Origin of the sequence: Aquimarina sp. MAR_2010_214 (assembly GCF_002846555.1) — a bacterium.
GTDB lineage: Bacteria > Bacteroidota > Bacteroidia > Flavobacteriales > Flavobacteriaceae > Aquimarina.
Map to the genome: position 1 here is coordinate 4,133,893 of NZ_PJMS01000001.1, position 21,160 is coordinate 4,155,052.

Sequence of the window (21,160 nt, forward strand, 5' to 3'; positions counted from 1 at the left end):
CTTACTTATCTTCTTTTGCTAAAGAGAATAAACTCCCTGTTTTCTTATATTGAAAATACAATCCTCCTATTATTAATAAAACAAAAAGAATAGAGCTTGTAAGTGTAATAGCACTACCTGTTTTAACAACCTGAGGTTCGAATTTAAATTCTATTGAATGTTTTCCTGCTGGTACTTTTAGGCCTCTTAACATATAATTTACTGGATATATAGGTGTAGTTTTCCCATCAATATATGCGTTCCAACCATCTTTATAATATGTTTCAGAGAAAACAATAAAACTAGGATTAGCAGCATATACATTATATGCCAGATGATTAGGCTGGGTTTTAGAAATTGAAACTGTAGAAATGCTATCTTTTTTAGGCGTAAAACCTTCAAAATCTCCTTGATAATCTTTTCTAATAACCGCCGTATTTTTGGTATCTATAGTATTTAAAGATTCAAATTCCTTTTTATAATTATCTACAAACTTTAGCTCTTCAACAAACCAAGCTGCTCCATTAATTGAGGGATTTTGCTGAACGTCTAGTTGTCCTTCTTTATTTTGTTGAATTACATATTTTACGTTAAGCATATTAATTACTTGCAAATTACCCTTGGCAATATGACCAAAATACAGATCTTCCATTTTTCTGGGGCGTACTGCAGTATATCCATTAATAGAATTAAAGAAGTAATTCGTGTGTGAATTATTAAAACCTCTAGCCTGATCTAATACTCTAAAATAGGATTCGTCTTTTAGGATTTCTTTATCCACCGCAGTTGGTTGAAAATAGTTTCTGTATTCACGCTTAGAGATAAAACCTTCATTATCAACACTACGTCTATCTACAGTAACCAAATCTATTACAATTAGTGCTCCTAGTACGATAAGGGTAATATTTTCTGAAAACTTTTTCTTTAAACTAAACCAAAGCACACCTCCCATTAGAATTATAAACAAAAGTGAACGCAAGCTATCACTTTTCATAATTGCAATTCGATCTTCTTTGATGGCATCAAAAATAACAGGTTGCTCAATCCCTAATTGAACTTCAGAAGATGATTTAAAACTAAACAAACTTCCTCCAAACAGCCAAAAAATCAGACACAATCCTCCAAAAACTCCTAATGAAATTAAAAATTTCTTTTGCCTTTCTTCAATAGATATTTTATCATTAAAGAAACGATGTAATCCAAAAACAGCAGCAATAGGTATTAGTAATTCTAAAATAACCTGAATACTTGATACTGCTCTAAACTTATTATAGAAAGGTACATAATCTATAAAAAACCTTGTTAGAAATTCGAAATTCTTACCCCAACTCAAAGCGAGTGATAATATCATTCCGGCTAATAGCCACCAGCGAAGTCTTCCTTTAACCAACAACAACCCTAAAAGTGCTAAAAACACTACTGTTATCCCCAAATATGGAGGAGCCTCTACAAAAGGTTGTTCTCCCCAATATAGCCCCGTAACTTTAGCATAATAATTAGCTTGCTCTCTCGGTTGTCCTAATTCAATCAGTTTTTGATAAAAAGCAGAATCTGTACCCAAATCAGATGCTCGACCTAATCCCATTAATTTTGGAACAAAAAGATTTAATGATTCTAATTTACCATAACTGTATTCTGTAATATATTCATAATCCAATCCATTCTTCTCTGAAGAAGTCGCTGTAGTTTCTGCCAATAATTTTTTACCTCTAATACTGGTGTCGACATATTCTGATGTAGATAATAAAGTTGTTGCATTTGTCGCCAATCCTAATAGCACAGCTAATACCAATGTACTTACAGATTTAAAAAAATGTGGAATTTCTTTTTTTCGTATAGCATCAACAAAATAAGCTACTCCCATAACTAGAGTAAGTAATCCCAGGTAATAAGTCATCTGATAATGATTGGCTTGTATTTCTAAGCCCATGGCCAGTGCTGTCAATAAAAATCCCCAAACATATCTTTTCTGAAAAACCATTATAATCCCTGAAAGAACCAACGGAAAGTAAGCGATTGCATGTGCTTTAGAATTATGCCCCACACCTATAATGATTATCAAGTACGCAGAAAACCCAAAAGCTAATGCACCCAAAATAGCAATCTTCCATGGGATACGCATGACAAGCATCAGAATATAAAAACTAAGCAGATAAAGAAAAAGATAATCTGCTGGTCTAGGTAAAAAACGAATCAAACGATCCAATTTGTCCATATAATCATGTGGAAATTTTGCTCCCAGTTGATAAGTAGGCATTCCCCCATAAGCAGAATTATTCCAATACGTTTCTTTACCGGTATTAGTTCGATACTCGTTTTGTTGTTTAGCCATACTCTCATAATGCTTTATATCATTTTGATAGAGCATTTTCCCACTTAATACTGGGTTAAAATAAGCCAATGAAACTATTACAAAACCTAAAACGACAAGAATATGAGGTAAGAATCTTTTGATTAAAGACATGATGTGTGTGAGTTTACTAATAAAGAGCCAAATTAATCAATTTCCTCATAATCGATATATTCTCCTACATCTTTATTAGAAGAATTTTGTTTTGATTTTTTTTCAATAGTTACTTCACCTTCTGTAGACTGCTGGGGTTGTTGATATTGATCAAATTGCTGTTTAAATTTCTCTCCTGCTTTCTTTGTAACATATCTAAGCAATAGAGGACCAAATAACCGCGTTATTATCTTTAGTCCATAATATACTAAGATTATAATGAGAATTATCTTTAATACCCCTTGTAGTGATGCTTCCTGCATAACATTTTTTTTCAAAAATAATGAACTCTGCATACAATTACAGGTAGACAGTCCTAAAAAAATGATAAAATCTGCTATATTTGAACCAAATCTATTGAATATGTGCCCTAAGTCTATTCTATTATTAATTACCCTATTTTTATGTAGCCTAACGGTTTCTGCACAATATACCGAGAAGATCAATACCAATAGACCTGGTACATCACAAGGTGCTTTCTCAGTTGGTAATAATGTTTTACAAGTAGAAGGTGGTTTTGGTTTTGGAAAAGAGAAACATAAACTCCTTAATACAAAGACTAATGTTTTTAAGCTTGATTATTCTGTGCGATATGGCTTGTTAATTGAACAATTAGAACTTAGACTTAATGGTACATTTAGAGCAGATGGAGTTAAACAAACTATTGGTGGTAACGAAGAAAAAATAAAGAGAAGTAATTTTGAAGTAAATACGATTGGTGCAAAATACCTGATTTACGATCCGTATAAAAGACCAAAGAAAGATTCTACTAATTATGATGAATTAAAAAGCTGGAAAGAGCGCTACAGGTTTAAGTGGAAAAGTCTTATCCCAGCAGTTTCTGCTTATGTAGGAGCAAACTTTGTATCAAAAGACAACCCATTTACTGCACCTAATGATGATAGCTTTAGTCCAAAGATTGTTTTAATGACTCAAAATAACTGGACCACCAGTTTAAATGGAAATTGGGTATTAGTCACTAACTTAATTGTTGATAAGGTCACTACAGATGATCCGATTATTGGTTGGATTATTACTTCTACTCATACAATTAATGAAAAATGGGCTGCTTTTGGAGAGTACCAGGGGCAGAAAAGTGATTTTTATAGCGATAATATTCTTAGACTCGGAGGAGCTTATTTATACAATAAAGATTTACAATTGGATGCAAATGTTGCTTTCAATTTTAAAGACACTCCTTCTATGTTTACTTTAAGTTTTGGAGCATCTTATCGATTTGATTGGCACACCAAAGACGAGATTATTGAACAGCCAGGATTAGAAGGTGGTGTCAAAGAAGGAGAAGAAGAAAATGAAGGCAAAGAAGAAAACGAAGAAGGTAATGAAGGTGAATTTGATGAACTTGAAGAAGGTGAAGAGATTGAAAATGATAGTCTGAAATTAGGAAAAACTCCTTTTGTCAATGATTTTGAAGATGATGGTTTCAGAGAAGAAATTGAAAAAGATCTTGATGAAAGACGAACTGAAGAACGATTAGAGCGTGAGCGTATTGAAAACGAAAAGATTTCTAAAAAAGAAGATAAGAAATTTAGAAAAGAAGAAGCTAGACGCCTAAAACGTGAAGCAAAAGAGGCTAGAAAAGCTGAAAAAGCTGAAATCCAGGCAGAGAAAGAAAAGCAAAAAATGATCGATGATATTGATGCCGAATTGGATAAAATAGAGAAAGAACAAGGTGTTGATCAAGAACTACAAGATATAGATAAAGAGCTCCAGGAGCTCGAAAAAATGGAAAAAGAGTTAGAACTTGACAATAAAGAAAAGGAAGAGAAAAAAGAAGAAAAGCAAGAGAAAAAAGAAGAAGAAAAGCAAGAAGAAGATGTAGATGCTGAGTACGAAAAGTACCAAAAAGAGCAAGAAAAAAATAAAAAAGCAGAAGAGAAGAGAAGAAGAAAAGAGGAAAAAAAGCGTCAAAAAGAAGAAAAGAAAAGAAAAAAAGAAGAACAAAAACGCAAAAACAAAGAAGAAAAAGATAATAAGACAGATGACTCGGATCTTGACAAGGAATTAGAAAAAATAGATCAGTAATAGTGATTAAAGGCAAGAATAAACTCTTTAAAGTACTTAAATAAAGAATCTAATGCAATTTTACTAAAATGATCTGTATGCAATCATAATATTTAATAAAAGGATTATATATTTGTGATGAATTAGAGATGATATATGATTACGATTAAAGAAATTACTTCAAAAGGAGATTTAACAACGTTTGTTAAATTTCCTTTTGAATTATATAAAGATTCCCCATATTATGTTCCTTCTATTATTAAGGAAGAAGTAGATGTGATGAATCCAAAGAAGAATCCTGTTTTTAGAAACTCTGACGCAAAATATTTCTTAGCTTACAAAGGCGACACTATAGTAGGAAGAATCGCTGCAATTATAAATTGGATTGAGGTAAACGAACAAAAAAAACCAAAAGTACGTTTTGGATGGTTTGATGTCATTGATGATATTGAAGTAACTAAAGCATTATTAGAGAAAGTTTCAGAATACGGAACTCAACACGGATTAGAATACATGGAAGGTCCTGTAGGTTTTTCTAATATGGATAAAGCAGGAATTCTTATTAAAGGATTTGAAGAGCTAAATACCATGATTACCTGGTACAACTACCCTTACTATTCAAAACATATGGAGCAACTTAATTTTGAGCCTGCAGCTACATGGGTAGAATATAAAATAAGAGTTCCGAAAAAGACGAAAGAAAAGGTAATAAAATTTGCCCAGGTAATTAAAGAACGTTATCAACTTCAGCTCCTTAAATTTAACAAAAGTAAAGAGATACTTCAATATGCTGACGACATGTTTGATCTACTAAATAAGACCTATAGTAGCTTACAAACTTTTGTTCCTATACAGCAATATCAAATAGATATGTATAAGAAGAAATACTTACCATATCTAAATCCCGAGTACATTACTTGCATCGCAGATAAAACAGGCAAACTTATAGCGTTTTCGATCGTAATGCCTTCATTTTCTAAAGCTTTGAAAAAAATGAACGGTAAAGTCTACCCGCTAAGGTTTCTACATATCCTAAAAGCACAGCGTAGAAATGATACAGCAGCTTTTTATCTTATAGGAGTAGACCCAGAATACCAAAACAAAGGAGTTACTGCACTTATTTTTAAAGAAATGAATGAAGCTTTTCTTCGTAATGGGATCGAAGTTGTCGAAACTAATCCCGAGCTTGAAGAGAATAAAGCGATCCAAGCCCTTTGGAATGGCTATGAACACGAACAACATAAGATGAGACGAACATTTAGAAAAAATATTTAGTCCCCTACCTATTTTTATCTACATATCGATGTCTTAAGATGTAATCTTAATTTTATATTTAAGGTTATTAATACTTAGTTAAATAATGAATAACTAACACTACCTTCTTAGATTTTATCTATTTTTAATAAGACCAACATTTCTACTTCTTACAAGTAGACACAAAACTTTGACATAAAGTCTGAGTGTCTCTAAAAAAATCAGAGTTTAAAAATTCTTAAAGCCTAATTATCATGTTAAAAAACATTTTAAATGTAAACGGAGTTAAAAAACTAAAAAAACAAGAAAAGACAGCTATTACTGGAGGTTATCGAGGTCCAGATATATGCCTGCTTCTTAATTGTGCCGAAAGACTTGATGGAAAATGTCGTTGTGAAAATGGAATGTGCGTATTTGACCGACATTTTTGTAAATAGACGTAAAAATAATCTAAAAACAAAAAAATCCGCTATTTAGCGGATTTTTTACATATATTTTTCTGTAATTATCACTCTCCCATTGCAGCAGCAACAGCAGCAGATATACGTTTATAAGTTCCGTTTTCTAATCGTTCTCGTATTGCAGAAAACGCATTAAGTGTTTCTTCTATATCTTCCAAAGTATGAGAAGCTGTAGGAATTAACCTTAGCAATATCAAACCTTTAGGTATAACAGGATATACTACAATAGAGCAGAAAATCCCATAATTTTCCCTAAGATCTTTTACCAGAGCCATAGCTTCAGGAATACTTCCTTTTAAATACACTGGTGTCACACAACTCTGGGTAGTTCCTAAATCAAAACCTCTTTCCCTAAGTCCATTCTGTAAATTATTTACATTCTGCCATAGTTTAGCCTTTAGTTCAGGCATCGTTCTAAGCATATCTAAACGCTTAAGAGCTCCTACTACTAATTGCATCTGCAATGATTTTGCAAACATTTGAGAACGTAAATTATATTTTAAATAATCTATAATCTCTTGGTCAGCTGCAATAAATGCTCCTGTACTCGCCATAGATTTAGCAAAAGTAGCAAAGTATACATCTATTTGATCCTGAATCCCTTGCTCCTCACCTGTTCCTGCTCCTGTTGCTCCTAATGTCCCAAATCCATGTGCATCATCAACAAACAATCTAAAGTTATACTTTTCTTTTAAAGCAACAATTTCTTTTAACCTTCCTTGTTCTCCTCGCATTCCAAAAACTCCTTCAGAAATCAGTAAAATCCCTCCTCCGGTCTTTTGCGCCATTTTTGTGGCTCTCATCAAGTTTTTATCAATACTTTCTATATTGTTATGTCGATAGGTGTATCGCTGCCCTTGATGTAATCGAACTCCATCAATAATACATGCATGCGCATCTACATCATACACAATAATATCATCTTTACTTACTAGTGCATCAATTGTAGAAACCATTCCCTGGTATCCAAAATTTAATAAATATGCTGCCTCTTTATCGACAAATTCTGCCAATTCATCTTGTAATTGTTCATGAAGATCTGTATGCCCACTCATCATCCTAGCTCCCATTGGATATGCAGATCCGTAAGCTGCAGCCGCCTCTGCATCTACCTTACGAACTTCTTCTTTATTTGCTAATCCCAAATAGTCATTGATACTCCAGGTAATTACTTCTCTCCCTTGAAACCTCATTCTATTTGATATAGGCCCTTCTAGTTTAGGAAAAACAAAATATCCTTCTGCCTGATCCGCCCACTTTCCTAATGGCCCTTTGTCTTTATAAATCTTATCAAATAAATCTCTCATTTATCAAAAAATTGTTTCTTATAAGTGTGCGAAAATACGGAAAATTGATTTGATGACATAATTATATTCGATTTCACTTTTACAAAGTGTCATTTTAACATTTTATAAAATCTACTATACAATAAACCATAAGTATTTTAATAGTTTTCTGTAATTTAATAAATAAAATTAACATCAATAATTGAGGAAATAAGAACCGTATTATGAAAATTATATCAAAAAAAAACATCCCTATATTCTGGGATGTTCATAAAATTCTATTTTATATTTTTTTTATTTAATGAATTGAACTTTTGTTGCATCAATTTCATTTTTACTATCAAAAAATCCTTGCTCTGTCATCCAATCATCACTAAATACTTTACTCATATATCGTGATCCATGATCCGGAAGAATAATAACAACATTACTGTTTTCATCAAACTCCCCCTGCTCTGCAAGTTGTTTTACACCTTGTATTGCTGCTCCACTTGTATATCCTAGAAACAAGCCTTCTTTCTTTACTAATTCTCTGGCTGTATGCGCACTATCTTCATCACTTACTTTCTCAAATTTATCAATAACATCAAAATCTGTTGCAGTAGGGATTAGATTTTTACCTAAACCTTCAATTCTATAAGGATATATTTCTTCCTCATCAAATTCTCTGGTTTCATGATATTTCTTTAAAACCGATCCATAAGCATCGATTCCCATAACACATACATCACTATTTTTTTCTTTTAAAAATCTGGCAGTCCCTGAGATAGTTCCTCCAGTTCCACAACATGCTACAAAATGTGTAAGCTTACCATTGGTTTGATCCCAAATTTCTGGCCCTGTAGAATTGTAATGAGCATCAATATTCAATTCGTTGAAATATTGATTTATATATACAGATCCTTTTATTTCTTCATGAAGTCTTTTTGCCACCTGATAATAAGATCTGGGATCGTCTGCACTAACATGAGCCGGGCATACATATACCTTTGCTCCCATATTCTTAAGCATTGCTATTTTATCCTTAGAGGATTTAGAACTAACAGCAAGAATACAGTCATAGCCTTTGATAACGCTAACCATTGCCAAACTAAAACCAGTATTACCACTTGTTGTTTCTATAATGGTATCACCAGGTTTAATAAGACCTCTTTTTTCTGCTTCTTCTATAATATAAAGTGCAATCCTATCTTTGGTGGAGTGTCCCGGGTTAAAAGATTCTACTTTTGCGTAGTAATTTCCCGGAAAGTCTTTCATAATTCTGTTTAATTTTATAAGCGGGGTATCGCCAATAAGCTCTAAAACATTATTATAAGCCCTAATATCTTCTCTCATATAATTGTGTTTTACAGATTAGTGAGATAAAATAGGGGTCCACTAACTGTTACAAAAACGGTACGAAGTTACATTATTTTTTTGAATTACTCTTCAATACCTTCCAAATCTAACAAAAAAGCATATTCTTTTGCCACTTCTTTAAGTGCTTCAAATCTTCCTGAAGCTCCTCCGTGACCAGCTTCCATATTTGTATGTAATACCAATAAATTGTCATCAGTTTTTAACTCTCTTAATTTCGCCACCCATTTTGCCGGTTCCCAATATTGCACTTGAGAATCATGTAAACCTGCAGTTACTAACATATTTGGGTATTCTTGAGCTACAATATTATCATAAGGAGAATATGACTTCATATATTCATAATACTCCTTTTCATTAGGATTCCCCCATTCATCGTATTCTCCTGTGGTTAAAGGTATACTATCATCAAGCATAGTGCTTACAACATCTACAAAAGGTACCGCTGCCACAACACCATTATACAATTCTGGAGCCATATTAACTATCGCTCCCATCAATAGCCCTCCTGCAGACCCGCCCATAGCATATAAATGATTGGCAGAAGTATATCCTTGCGCTATTAAAGACTTTGAACAATCAATAAAATCTGTAAATGTATTCTTTTTTTTAAGAAGTTTTCCTTCTTCATACCAAGACCTTCCCAGATATTCACTTCCTCTTATATGAGCAATAGCATAAATAAATCCTCTATCTAACAAACTTAATCGAACTGTAGAAAAATATGGATCTATAGTTGACCCATATGAACCATAACCATATTGTAATAATGGGTTACTTCTATCCTTTTGTATGCCTTTTCTGTATATTAAAGAAATAGGAATCTTAGTTCCATCTTCGGCTGTTGCCCATACTCTTTCTGAAATATAATTATTTTTATCAAACTTACCTCCAAGTACATCTTGTTCCTTTTTTATCTCTTTCTCCTTAGATTTCATATCAAAATCAATCACCGAATTAGGAGTGGTAAGAGAATTATAAGCATATCTTAGGTTTTTGGTATCAAAATCAGGGTTTGCACTCACATAAGCAGTGTACGTTTCGTTATCAAAAGGAAGATAATAATCAGCAGTACCATCCCATCTTTTAATATTGATTTTATTAAGACCATTATTACGCTCACTAATTACTAAATACTCTTTAAAAATCTCTACATCTTCAATCAAAACGTCTTTACGGTGTGAAATAACATCTTTCCAGTTTTCTTTGGCAGTGTTATCCTCTGACACCTTCATTAGCTTAAAATTAGTAGCTTCATCTGCATTAGTCAACACATAAAAATGATCATCATAATGAGCTATTCCGTATTCTAATCCTCTTATTCTTGGTTGAAAAACTTTAAATTCTCCAGTAGGGTCATCGGCTCTTAAAATTCTATATTCTGAAGTTAATGTACTGCTTGATCCTATTACAAGGAATTTTTTGGATTTGGTTTTATACACAAATGTCGAAAAAGTATCATCAGTCTCATTAAAAACCTCTACATCATCTGACACCGGAGTTCCTAAAACATGTCTATAAATTTTATCAGATCGTAGTGTTTCATTATTTTTTTTGGTATAAAACAAAGTTTTACTATCTGTTGCCCAGGTACTTCCTCCTGTAGTAATTTCTATACTTTCTGGGTATACTTCACCTGTTTCGAGATTTTTTATTCGTATGGTATATTTACGTCTACTTACAGTATCTACACCAAATGCTACTAGCTTATTATCAGGACTAATACTAAGTCCAGACAGCCTATAATAACTATGTCCTTCTGCTTCTTTATTGCAATCAAAAAGAATTTCTTCTTCTGCATCAAGACTTTCTTTTTTTCTAGAATATATAGGATAATCTTTCCCTTTTTCAAAACGGGTTAAGTACCAATACCCATTTAATTTATAAGGAACCGAAGAATCATCCTCTTTAATACGACTTTTCATTTCTTCAAAAAGATTTGTCTGAAATTTCTTTGTATGAGCAGTCATTTTATCGTTATAGTTATTCTCCTGTTCTAAATAGTCAATTACTTCTTGGTTTTCACGATCATTTAACCAGAAATAGCTATCAACACGAACATCACCGTGTTTCTTCAGATTTTTGAGTTTTTTTTCTGCAATTGGTGATTGAACTTTGGTATCTGGTGTTGTCATAGCATTTTTTTTACAAGAAGTTGCGAAAATAAGTCATAAAAATGAATATCATGTGTGAAGTTTTCATAATAATCTTGTTAGTTTATTAACAACCAAAATACTAATTTTGTATTTATAAATTTTAAAAATATATACACATGTTTGGAGATATGATGGGGATGATGGGTAAATTAAAAGAAACCCAGCAAAAAGTAGAGGAAACTAAAGAGAGATTAAATACCGTTTTGGTAGATGAAGAAACTTCTGATGGTTTGCTTAAAATTACACTCACCGCCAATAGAGAAATCAAAACAATCTCTATATCTGATCAATTATTAGAAGACAGAGAACAGTTAGAAGATTATCTAATTTTAACCATAAACAAAGCTATTGCTAAAGCTACGAAGGTTAATGAAACTGAATTAGCTGCAGTTGCTAAAGAAGGTATGCCAAATATTCCTGGATTGGATCTGTTCAAATAGCCTTGTCATCAATTAAAAGGTGTTGAACTTTAAAAAAATACAGTTAGCTATTTTTATATTTTTCTTTCTCCTTTTAATTCTATAATTTTAACAAAAGCTAAAAAATTAACTAAAATCTAACAATATGTTTGAACTCAAAAATAAGGAAGGGTCTAGCTATCATTTTACTTTAAAAGCTAAAAACGGACAAGTAATTTTAAGTAGTGAAGTATATAACAGTAAATCTGCAGCAGAAAACGGAATCTCGTCGGTTAAAAAAAATGCATCTGAAGATGGTCGATATGAACGTAAAACAGCTAAAAATGGTAAGTTTTATTTCAATCTAAAAGCTGGTAATGGCCAAGTAATAGGTAGTAGTCAAATGTATGCTTCTGAGTCTGGAATGGAAAACGGAATCAATTCTGTAAAAGAAAATGCATCTGGTGCTGATACTAAAGAAATTTAATTTTTAAAATGTTTATAGATAAAGCTGTTCATTATACATGAGTAGCTTTATTTTTATTTAAAGCAACCGAAGGTAACAACTCTAAAAAGTATTCGTGCTTTTTCTGAGTATAATCGAGATGAGTCACAAATCTTAATTTGCCTTGTCCCATTCCATAAAAATGAATATCTTTTGATGCCATCTGAGTAATAAAATCTTCTTCATTACCATCTATAACAAATATGACTATATTGGTATCTATAGGTTCTACTTGTTTTACAAAAGGTAATCTTTTTATCACTTCGCCAATTTCTTTGGCTCTTTTATGATCTTCTGCTAATCGGTCAATATGATGATCAATAGCATACAATCCTGCTGCTGCCAAATACCCTAACTGACGCATTCCCCCTCCTAATATTTTTCTAATACGGATGGCCTTTTCCATAATCTCACTATTCCCGATTAAAACAGATCCTATTGGTGCTCCCAAGCCTTTGCTTAAACAAACAGAAATCGTATCAAAAACTTCTCCGTATTGTACAGCATTTTCATTTTTTGCTACCAAGGCATTCCATAGTCGTGCTCCATCCAAATGATACCCTAGATTATGCTGATCACACACTTTTTTTATTTTTTTAATCTCTTCAAAATCATAGCATGCTCCTCCTCCTTTATTAGTTGTATTTTCTATACACACCAAGCTTGTTAATGGGCTATGATAAAAGTCTGGTGGATTAATTGCATCTTCTACCTGAGTAGCGGTCACCATACCTCTATGACCATCTAGTAACCTGCAAGATACACCACTATTAAAAGAAACTCCTCCTCCTTCATAATTATACACATGTGCATATTTATCGGCAATCAATTGCTCTCCTGGTTGTGTATGCAGCTTAATGGCCGCTTGATTTGCCATACTTCCTGACGGAAAAAACAATGCAGTATCTTTACCAAATCTATGTGCTATCTTCTCTTCTAATGCATTTACCGTAGGATCTTCTTTATACACATCATCCCCTACCTCAGCATTCATCATAGCAGTAAGCATTTCTGGAGTAGGCTTGGTAATTGTATCGCTTCTAAGGTCTATTTTCATTTTTTATGATACTAATATGATTTATGTTGTAATCTACTCAACCAATAAAAATAATGTTATTTTTGCGAATAGCACTAGCATATTACTCTAAAATAGATGTTCCTCCAAAAAATTATTATGTATAGATTTTTTATATATTACTTTTTGCTACAATTTCTTTTTACCTCAACTTCATTAACTGCACAACACTATACAGATTCTTTACAACAAAAGTCATATGATGAGCTTATAGAAACCTACCTTAATTATTCACAAACAAATCGTATAAAAAGTAAAAAAATTGCTGAAATCTATTTAGAAAAAGCAAAAAAAAATAAAGATACTTTACAAATTGCAGAAGCATATTTATTACATTATTATGAAACAAGAAACTCTATTGGAATACAATACTTAGACAGTATCATAAAAACCACAAAAAACAAACAAAATAAAAAATATCCTGCATATGCTTATTTTAACAAAGCTCAATATTTCTTATATAAAAAAAGAGAAATTGAAAACACATTAAATAATCTAGCTATAGCACGTAAATTTGCTAAAACAAATTACAATACAAATTTGCTACACAGAATAGAATATTTGATTGGAATTGTAAAAAGTGAACATCTAGATGAAAAAGAGGGAGCCATATCAATATTTAAAAAATGCATGGTTTTTTATGCTAACGAAGAAAAAAACAGTCATAAATCTCACTATTTCAACACCATACACGCTATAGCTGAAACTTACATAGGACTAAAAAAATACGATTCTGCTTCTTACTATAACACCTTAGGATATCATAAAACTTCCAAAAACACAGATCTTAACTCAAATTCAATAAAAACATATTTCATCCTTTGTGAAGGTATCAATCAATATGCTCAAAAAAAATATACTGTAGCTATAGATAGTATTCATAAAGCATTACCAAAAATGATAGAATTTCAAGATAAATCTAATATCATTGACAGTTATTTTTATTTAGGGAAATCATATCATGATCTTAATAATAAAGAAAAAGCAATCTTCTATTTTAAAAAAACAGATTCATTACTCAAAACTTTAAATTCTATTCCTCAATATAAACATGTAAAGACATATGAATATTTAAAAGAACATTACAAAAATATTAATGACATACAAAATCAAAACATCTATCTTAATAGACTAAACTCTATACTAGATCAGTATTTAAATGATCGAATTTTTATTAGTAAAAAAGTAAAAGAAGATTATGATATTCCTCTTTTAATAGAAGAGCAAGAAAAACTCATTAAAAAATTAAACAAAAATGCAGGAACTTATATCTCCAGCATAATCTTATTGGCTATAATACTAATTACATCAATTGGTTTGTTATACTATCAATACAGGAAAAAACGAGTATATCGATTACGGTTTGAGAAATTAATGACAGAACAAACGATACCTAATACAACAGGTACTCATGGTCACCATACTAAGACAGAAAACCCTTCTCCTAATAAAAGCATAAAAGTACCTGAAAAACATATTACCTATATTTTAAATAAATTAGATGAGTTTGAAAATGATCAAAAATATCTTTCTTTAGGTATAAGCGCACAATCCTTAGCAGATGATATTAAAACCAATGTTAAATATTTATCATTGGTTATCAATCATTATAAAAATAAATCTTTTATCAATTATCTAAATGAATTGCGAATAACATATGCAGTAAAAGAATTAAAAGAAAATACTATGATTAGGAAATTTACTATAAAAGCTATAGCCAATGAGATGGGATATAATAGTGCCGAAACCTTTTCTAATGCTTTTTATAAACAAACAGGTATCAAACCTTCTTTTTTTATCAAAAACCTTAAAAAAAACGAACTGAACCATTAAAATCAGTTAGTCTTTTAAATTTAGAACAAAAATAACTGATAGTTTTTGTGTAGAACATCGTATTCTTTTTTCATTCCTGGATCTCTCTATATAGAGGTCGTTATTTTATTTTCAAATTTACTCATTGTATTTACAAAATAACCACTAATAAAAACACTTTCTCATCCCCCCTAAACATCTCTTAAAAACCTCCCTAGTTTGTAATAATTATTTATGTTTTCATCAAAAACACCCCTCTTATACTTAGCAGAAAAAACAAAGTGATAAATCAAAACAGATAAGATAGTAGAGCTAGTTATGTATTTATTCTATTAAAAACACAAGCAAAGAATATGTATCATTACCTCCTTGATATTCACATTACAACACATCAAAACCATTATGCATCAATCAACAAAAAACAATCGAAATTCTAGAATTTCTAGTAGTAGTTAGAACAATACCGTACTTAAACAAGTACTTTCACATAACTTAGCCGTTAATCTAAAATGTTATACTTATGAAAAAAAAATCAGGAATTAAAAAGTTAAATTTAAATAAAATAGAAATCTCAAAACTAAATCTCAAAACAATTCGTGGAGGAGGAATTATCGAAGAAATCATAGGTACCGCTAGTGGTGTACTTGATAATAACACTTGTCATTGTACGGGTACAAGTAAAGATAATGATAATAATTGCCTTTCTAATCCAAATAAAAGAATTACTTGGTAAAAGAAGAATTTAATTCATTTCTAAAGATTTGTATAACACTACTCTTGATTTTTTAATTAAGAGTAGTGTTATAATTAAACAGCTTGAACAACATCAGGTATTTTCACTTCTAACAGTTGGTCGTTTTGTAAGGTAACGACTCGATCTGCCATAGCAATTGTATCTGGTCTATGAGCGATAATTATTCTTGTAATATTTAACTTTTTCACGGTAGTATTCACTACAGACTCAAGACCTACATCAAGATGTGAAGTAGCTTCATCCAGAAACAATATTTTAGGTTTTTTATATAAAGCCCTTGCTAATAACAGCCTTTGCTTTTGCCCTCCAGACAGGCTACTTCCCATATCCCCTATCAAAGTATGATATCCCATTGGCATTGCCATGATATCTTGGTGTATTGCAGCCATCTGTGCACATTGTTCTATCCATTTCTGATCAAAATCTGGATCAAAGAAACTAATGTTATCTGCTATACTTCCTGATAGCAACTGATCATTCTGCATTACTGTACCTATCAGATTTCTATATGTTCTTAATCCTACCTTCCGTATATCATACCCATCAATAAGGATGGTGCCTGTTTCTGGTTTTAGTAATCCCAACATCACCTTTATAAGAGTAGTTTTTCCACAGCCAGACGCTCCCACTATTGCTATAGAGTTTCCTTCTTCTATTTTAAAATTAAGATTCTTAAAAAGATATGGTTCATTATCAGAGTATCGAAAACTAATATTTTCCAGATGTAACTCTCCTTTTACCTGTGGTAATTCCCTTTTATTATCAATATCCTTTTCCTGTTGAGTTAGAATAATATCCCCAAGACGTTCCATATGTAGGGAAAGCATTTTAAATTGTATAAATTTATTTACCAAGGCAGAAGCTTTTTCTGTAAACTGGCCTTTATAAGACATAAAAGCATACAACATTCCGATAGTCATCAAACTATCCATTACCAAAGAGGCTGCCAGGTAAATCACAATAATATTTTCGAGACCAAATAAAAATCCATTAATAAAGTTATACCCGATGTCCAACTTTCCTATTCGTATACCCGTATTCATGGCATCTGCATAATAATTATGCCATACGGTTTGTCGTTGACTTTCGTTACCAAATAATTTAACGCTTTGGATACCTCTTACGGTTTCCATAAAATTAGAATTCTGTTTGGCATCAGCTACAATAGCTTCTTCTTTCAATTGTCTATAAGGACGGTACAATGCTAATCGTACAATAATATACAACGCTACAGCAGCCATAACGATAAAAGCTAGTGTAGTACTATATACAAATAGCATTACCAAAAGTCCTATAGCCATTATACCATCTACTACCGTTTCAATAAGGCCAGTAGTTAATAATTGTTTTACATCTTCAAGAGAACCAAATCGCGAAATGATATCTCCAATATGTCTTTTCTCAAAGTAATCCATTGGCAGTTTTAACAAATGCCGTAATAGATTAGCTGCCATCTGGATATTAAGTTGCGTTCCCATATATAAAATAACCACACCACGTAATGCTGTTACCCCCAAATTAACCAACCTCATAAGTCCAAAACCTAAAGCTAATATCAGCAACAAATCCAAATCTCTACTAATGATTACATCATCTACCACCAATTGCATGTAAAACGGCGTAGCGATAGCAAATACCTGCAATAACAATGATAATATTAAAATCTGTGTTAATACCCGCTTCAAACCAGTTATTCTACTCCAGAAATCAGATAGCTTTGCTCTTTTTGAAATTTTTTCTGGTTTAAAATCTGGTGTAGGCGTTAATTCTAAGGCGACTCCTGTAAAATGTTTTGAAACTTCTGATAATTTTAAAACTCTTTTTCCTACAGCCGGATCATGTATGGTTATTTTATTTCCTTTTACAGATGTGAGTACTACAAAATGATTTAAATCCCAATGTAAAATGCAGGGTGTTTTTAATTGAGAAAGCTCTTCTAAATCAAGGCGTAACGGTCTCGAACTAAACTGAAGATTATCGGCTAGTTTTATAAGTCCTTGTAGTGTTGCTCCTTTAGAAGATATAGAGTATTTACGCCGTAAAGCATTGAGATCTGATTTATGTCCATAGTAATTAGCAACCATAGCTACAGAAGCTAACCCACACTCTGCTACCTCTGTCTGTATGATTACAGGCACTCTTTTTCTCCAACCGTAATGAAGTAAATGAATTGGATTTTGCATATGCTATAATTTTCCTTTTAAACTATAAATAGGTTCTAGCAACCATTGCCCCAGGCTGCGTTCTTCTAAAATAATATCTGCTGCCACAGACATTCCTGATTGTAATGGCATTTTTTTACCATAGGCACTAATATTTTGTACATCTAAGGCTACTTTTATACGATATACAGGTTCCTGCATAGGGATCGGAATCTCCACCTCATTAGGATTAATAACCGCCTCTGCTATTTGCACAATTTTACCTTGATACAATCCATATCGTTGATATGGAAAGGCATCATATCGTAGTAATACCTGCTGATTCTTTTTTACAAAACCAATAGCTCTCGAAGGCAAAAACAATTCAGCATACAACGTTGTATTTTCGGGAATAATCGTTAATATAGGAACAGCAGAAGATACATTTTGTCCAATATTAACCTGAGTTGAAGTAATACGACCATTTACCGGGGCTTTAACCATATAAGAATGACTGTTTTTTAATTCTATAAGGCGTTCTTCTATTTGTACCAACTGGTTTTGCAATTCTTTTAATCGGGTACTTTTGCGTAAAGGGGATTGCTCTTGTTGCTTTTGTATATTAGCAATTTCTGTTTTCTTATTAATTTGCAATCTTTTTGTAGCATTAAAAGATGCCTTAGCACTAAAATACATACTTCTTTTACTACTAAGGTCATCTTCAGAAACTAGCCCTTTTACTCTCAATTTTTTATAGGTATTCCATTGGTTTTTTGCCAGCTGTACTTGTTCTTTCTGACTTTGTAATTGTTGATTGATCTGATAGTATTCGTTCTTGTGATTAGCTAGAATTACTGATAAGCGATTACCTTCGCTATCCAGAACTTGCGTTTCATCAATAATTCGTTGTTCGAGGTTTGTTTTTTGTTGCTCTAGTCGGGTGATCAATTGCTGATTGATACTTATACTATCTTTTGTACCTCGTTCTGTAGTAACTTCGAGTAAGTTTTGGCCTTTACTAACTTCTTGGCCATCTGTACTATGTTTTTTATCAATAACACCGTTAAAAGGTGCATACACGCGTACTAAACCTTTATCGGGCACCAAATACCCTGTTACCATTTCACGACGAGCAAAGGTTCCGAAAGCTAAAAAGAACCCCACTATGACAACAACCAAAGTAATTGTCCCTGTAAAGATCCAAAATGATATGGGGCGAATTAACAAAACGTCTCCTAATAACCGTTGTGTATTACTCTGTATAGCTTCTTTACGAAATAGCGGGGAACTCATATCTAATATTATTTATACTCCTGTAAAAGTCTTTTTCTTTCCAGATCCTGTTAGGCAAATCCCAAACGTTTTTTGACAATCTGGAGTGCAAGAATCAACTACCCCAGCATTTCCATGATAGACGCCTCCATTTATTTGCTGTAATTGAAGATTAGAAATTGTACTTTTTTTAAGATTTAATTTTTTCATTATATTGATTTTTATCTTTTTATTTGATGTGATTTCTTTATACAAAATTGTTATTTAAACCCTCCTGAGCTTTCTCTCAGGAGGGTTTATTATCAAAAACTATTTGGCTTCATGAACTTCTGAACCTACAGCAACTGCTGTTACACGTGGACCTGATATTGCTTTCCATGCTTTTTTTCCATATTTAACTGCAGCTTTTACAATTACACCGATTACTGCTCCATTTACGTCTTGTACTTCTTTACCGTTTAATTCTCTCATGATTATGTATAGTATTTATAAAACCTTCATAAAGGTTTTTGTGATTAATTATTATTTTTATGTTAATAAGTAGCATTAAAAAAGCATACTTATTTATTGTTTTTAATAAGCTATTACACTTTAGAGGAGATCTAACAATTTTCTATTATGAAAAACCTATACTTAGATTATTATTAGACCTCCATCCTGTAATTGATAATCTAATATCAAGAATTTATTAATTCTTAATATTAATTACCTCTGGATTCAACTTATTTACCACTATTTAATACTTCGTTTGCTCCAGCGCCTCCCGCAGCAGCAGTCACAAACTTCCACGCCTCTTTCACTCCTTTTACTATACTTTTTCCACCTTTCACTATTATTTTGATAACCACTCCTCCATTTACTTCTTGTACTTCTTCAAATTTTAAATCTCTCATTTTTTTAAATTTTAATTATTAAACTTATTTTTCATCAATGCGCTTTGACATCAACAAACATACAAAAACAAAACACTGAATAACAAGTAGTTATGACTGGTATTCTAGAATTTCGATCGTTTTTCCAGAATTTCGATTTTGTTTTTATAGAAAAAATGCGATGATTGTTTTTTTGGATACTATTATCCATTAAGAAAGTGAATGTCTAGTCATAAAAAAAGTAGTTTTCACTAAGCTTTTTATATACATCAAAACAATGTAAAGCCAAAATATACACAGTAACAGAATCAATCATTGAAAATTGATATAATTCTTATCTGTTATAAAGTAAAAAAACCGCCTGAAGTTCATTTCAGACGGTTTACATATTTTACAACTCATTTACATATAGAGTCTAAGAAATAGGGAACCAATACATTTTATTCTCCTAAAAAATTTTAAATAACTACCCGTTGTGCATTTGAGATTTTTTATCCTACTAATTTCAAAATGCACAACGGGTCAGTAACTATATTAAAGTTTACATAACTTATTTATTATAGCATACTTTGTTAACCCTGCTAAATTTCTAACATTCAATTTTGAAATTAGATTTTTTCTATGGCTTTCTATGGTATGCTTACTCAAAAACAGTTTATCAGAAATTTCTTTTGTTGTAAACTCTTGAGCAATTAAAATAATAACCTCAATCTCTCTCTTTGTTAATTGAACTTCTTCCATTTTTAAATATTTTATTGTATTAATTTTCTACTTTCAGGTATAAGTGGTGCAGACAAAAAATCGTCTGAAAATGTATTTTCAGACGATTCAACTCAGTTTTCGAAAAACTATGTACTCACAAATCAGCTAAAAATGTGTTATCAAAGAAAATCGAAAAAATAGTGTTATTTACTTTTGAACATTACACACACACCATACAACTCATTGGTGCATCAGAGTAACAGGCTCCTCCTCCTCCAACGGGTTGTTCTGAAGGACCATTTTTACCTATAGTACGAAATGGATTCATTATGTTTCCTCCTTTAATAGCATTTAGTTGCGTAACATTCATTTTAATAAAACTTAACTTCTTTTTGTTTTTCATGATATATATTTAAATTTAAACAAACATCAAAGCGCTTTGACAGAAACAAACATAGCTCACACCATAAGCTTAATGCAAATAGTAGTATTGGGTATTCTGGAAAAACGCTCGTTTTTCCAGAATTTCGACTTTTTTTTAAATTAAATGACAGGAAATCTTACCACGAAGTAGTTAAAACAATCTTTTAAAGCTGTGGTTTTTGAAAC

At 31.8% G+C, this 21,160-nt stretch carries 18 protein-coding genes and 1 pseudogene; 6 read left to right on the forward strand and 13 right to left on the reverse strand.

From position 1 onward, the window contains the following. Position 1 precedes the first annotated feature (1 nt). Together ATE84_RS17855 and ATE84_RS17860 are read right to left on the reverse strand one after the other, a co-directional pair. On the reverse strand, positions 2-2,443 hold the full coding sequence (locus ATE84_RS17855; RefSeq protein ID WP_101449258.1) for a YfhO family protein: 2,442 nt from the start codon (positions 2,441-2,443) through the stop codon (positions 2-4). A gap of 32 nt (positions 2,444-2,475) precedes the next feature. Then, the gene (locus tag ATE84_RS17860; RefSeq protein WP_101449259.1) at positions 2,476-2,745 is read right to left on the reverse strand and encodes a DUF4834 family protein; all 270 of its coding nucleotides are present in this window, start codon (positions 2,743-2,745) and stop codon (positions 2,476-2,478) included. Positions 2,746-2,806: 61 nt separating this feature from the next. Between ATE84_RS17860 and ATE84_RS17865 the strand changes: the two genes are divergently transcribed. After that, the gene (locus ATE84_RS17865; RefSeq protein ID WP_158237285.1) at positions 2,807-4,528 is read left to right on the forward strand and encodes a transporter; all 1,722 of its coding nucleotides are present in this window, start codon (positions 2,807-2,809) and stop codon (positions 4,526-4,528) included. 135 nt (positions 4,529-4,663) lie between these two features. Then, positions 4,664-5,782 (forward strand): GNAT family N-acetyltransferase, encoded by a 1,119-nt coding sequence (locus ATE84_RS17870; protein WP_101449261.1) that lies wholly within the window; start codon positions 4,664-4,666, stop codon positions 5,780-5,782. Positions 5,783-6,269: 487 nt separating this feature from the next. On the opposite strand, the gene ATE84_RS17880 is transcribed toward ATE84_RS17870, so the two are convergent. The 3 genes from ATE84_RS17880 to ATE84_RS17890 form a co-directional block, all read right to left on the reverse strand. After that, positions 6,270-7,529, reverse strand: a complete 1,260-nt coding sequence (locus ATE84_RS17880) for an aminotransferase class I/II-fold pyridoxal phosphate-dependent enzyme (RefSeq protein ID WP_101449263.1) — start codon at positions 7,527-7,529, stop codon at positions 6,270-6,272. A gap of 273 nt (positions 7,530-7,802) precedes the next feature. Further along, positions 7,803-8,843: a PLP-dependent cysteine synthase family protein gene (locus ATE84_RS17885; RefSeq protein ID WP_101449264.1), complete on the reverse strand. Its 1,041-nt coding sequence runs from the start codon at positions 8,841-8,843 to the stop codon at positions 7,803-7,805. A gap of 86 nt (positions 8,844-8,929) precedes the next feature. Beyond that, the gene (locus ATE84_RS17890; RefSeq protein WP_101449265.1) at positions 8,930-10,999 is read right to left on the reverse strand and encodes a S9 family peptidase; all 2,070 of its coding nucleotides are present in this window, start codon (positions 10,997-10,999) and stop codon (positions 8,930-8,932) included. Between the two features lie 137 nt (positions 11,000-11,136). Here ATE84_RS17890 and ATE84_RS17895 point away from each other — a divergent pair, with 137 nt between their 5' ends. After that, entirely contained in the window at positions 11,137-11,460 is a 324-nt protein-coding gene (locus ATE84_RS17895) for a YbaB/EbfC family nucleoid-associated protein (RefSeq protein ID WP_101449266.1), read from the forward strand. A 124-nt stretch (positions 11,461-11,584) separates the two neighbouring features. Next, complete coding sequence (locus ATE84_RS17900; RefSeq protein WP_101449267.1) at positions 11,585-11,905, forward strand: YegP family protein; 321 nt, start codon at positions 11,585-11,587, stop codon at positions 11,903-11,905. 31 nt (positions 11,906-11,936) lie between these two features. Here the strand turns inward: ATE84_RS17900 and ATE84_RS17905 are convergent, their stop codons facing one another. Next, positions 11,937-12,980, reverse strand: coding sequence for a low specificity L-threonine aldolase (locus ATE84_RS17905; RefSeq protein ID WP_101449268.1), 1,044 nt, complete (start codon positions 12,978-12,980; stop codon positions 11,937-11,939). Positions 12,981-13,097: 117 nt separating this feature from the next. Here ATE84_RS17905 and ATE84_RS17910 point away from each other — a divergent pair, with 117 nt between their 5' ends. Together ATE84_RS17910 and ATE84_RS17915 are read left to right on the forward strand one after the other, a co-directional pair. Beyond that, a complete protein-coding gene (locus ATE84_RS17910; protein ID WP_233195840.1) occupies positions 13,098-14,831 on the forward strand; it encodes an AraC family transcriptional regulator in 1,734 nt (577 codons plus the stop codon). 499 nt (positions 14,832-15,330) lie between these two features. Then, positions 15,331-15,543 (forward strand): hypothetical protein, encoded by a 213-nt coding sequence (locus ATE84_RS17915; protein WP_101449270.1) that lies wholly within the window; start codon positions 15,331-15,333, stop codon positions 15,541-15,543. Between the two features lie 74 nt (positions 15,544-15,617). Here the strand turns inward: ATE84_RS17915 and ATE84_RS17920 are convergent, their stop codons facing one another. The 7 genes and pseudogenes from ATE84_RS17920 to ATE84_RS25895 all read right to left on the reverse strand — a co-directional run bounded on the left by ATE84_RS17920 (position 15,618) and on the right by ATE84_RS25895 (position 20,954). Then, the gene (locus ATE84_RS17920) at positions 15,618-17,747 is read right to left on the reverse strand and encodes a peptidase domain-containing ABC transporter (RefSeq protein ID WP_101449271.1); all 2,130 of its coding nucleotides are present in this window, start codon (positions 17,745-17,747) and stop codon (positions 15,618-15,620) included. Between the two features lie 3 nt (positions 17,748-17,750). Continuing rightward, positions 17,751-18,998, reverse strand: a complete 1,248-nt coding sequence (locus ATE84_RS17925) for an HlyD family secretion protein (protein ID WP_101449272.1) — start codon at positions 18,996-18,998, stop codon at positions 17,751-17,753. Positions 18,999-19,010: 12 nt separating this feature from the next. After that, entirely contained in the window at positions 19,011-19,187 is a 177-nt protein-coding gene (locus ATE84_RS26280) for a hypothetical protein (protein ID WP_158237287.1), read from the reverse strand. A gap of 99 nt (positions 19,188-19,286) precedes the next feature. Further along, positions 19,287-19,448 (reverse strand): hypothetical protein, encoded by a 162-nt coding sequence (locus ATE84_RS26285; protein ID WP_158237288.1) that lies wholly within the window; start codon positions 19,446-19,448, stop codon positions 19,287-19,289. A 251-nt stretch (positions 19,449-19,699) separates the two neighbouring features. After that, on the reverse strand, positions 19,700-19,870 hold the full coding sequence (locus ATE84_RS26290; protein ID WP_158237289.1) for a hypothetical protein: 171 nt from the start codon (positions 19,868-19,870) through the stop codon (positions 19,700-19,702). Between the two features lie 513 nt (positions 19,871-20,383). Then, positions 20,384-20,593, reverse strand: a pseudogene (locus ATE84_RS17930) (response regulator transcription factor); the annotation flags it as partial. A 178-nt stretch (positions 20,594-20,771) separates the two neighbouring features. Beyond that, positions 20,772-20,954 (reverse strand): hypothetical protein, encoded by a 183-nt coding sequence (locus ATE84_RS25895; RefSeq protein WP_143273666.1) that lies wholly within the window; start codon positions 20,952-20,954, stop codon positions 20,772-20,774. Between the last annotated feature and the right edge of the window lie 206 nt (positions 20,955-21,160).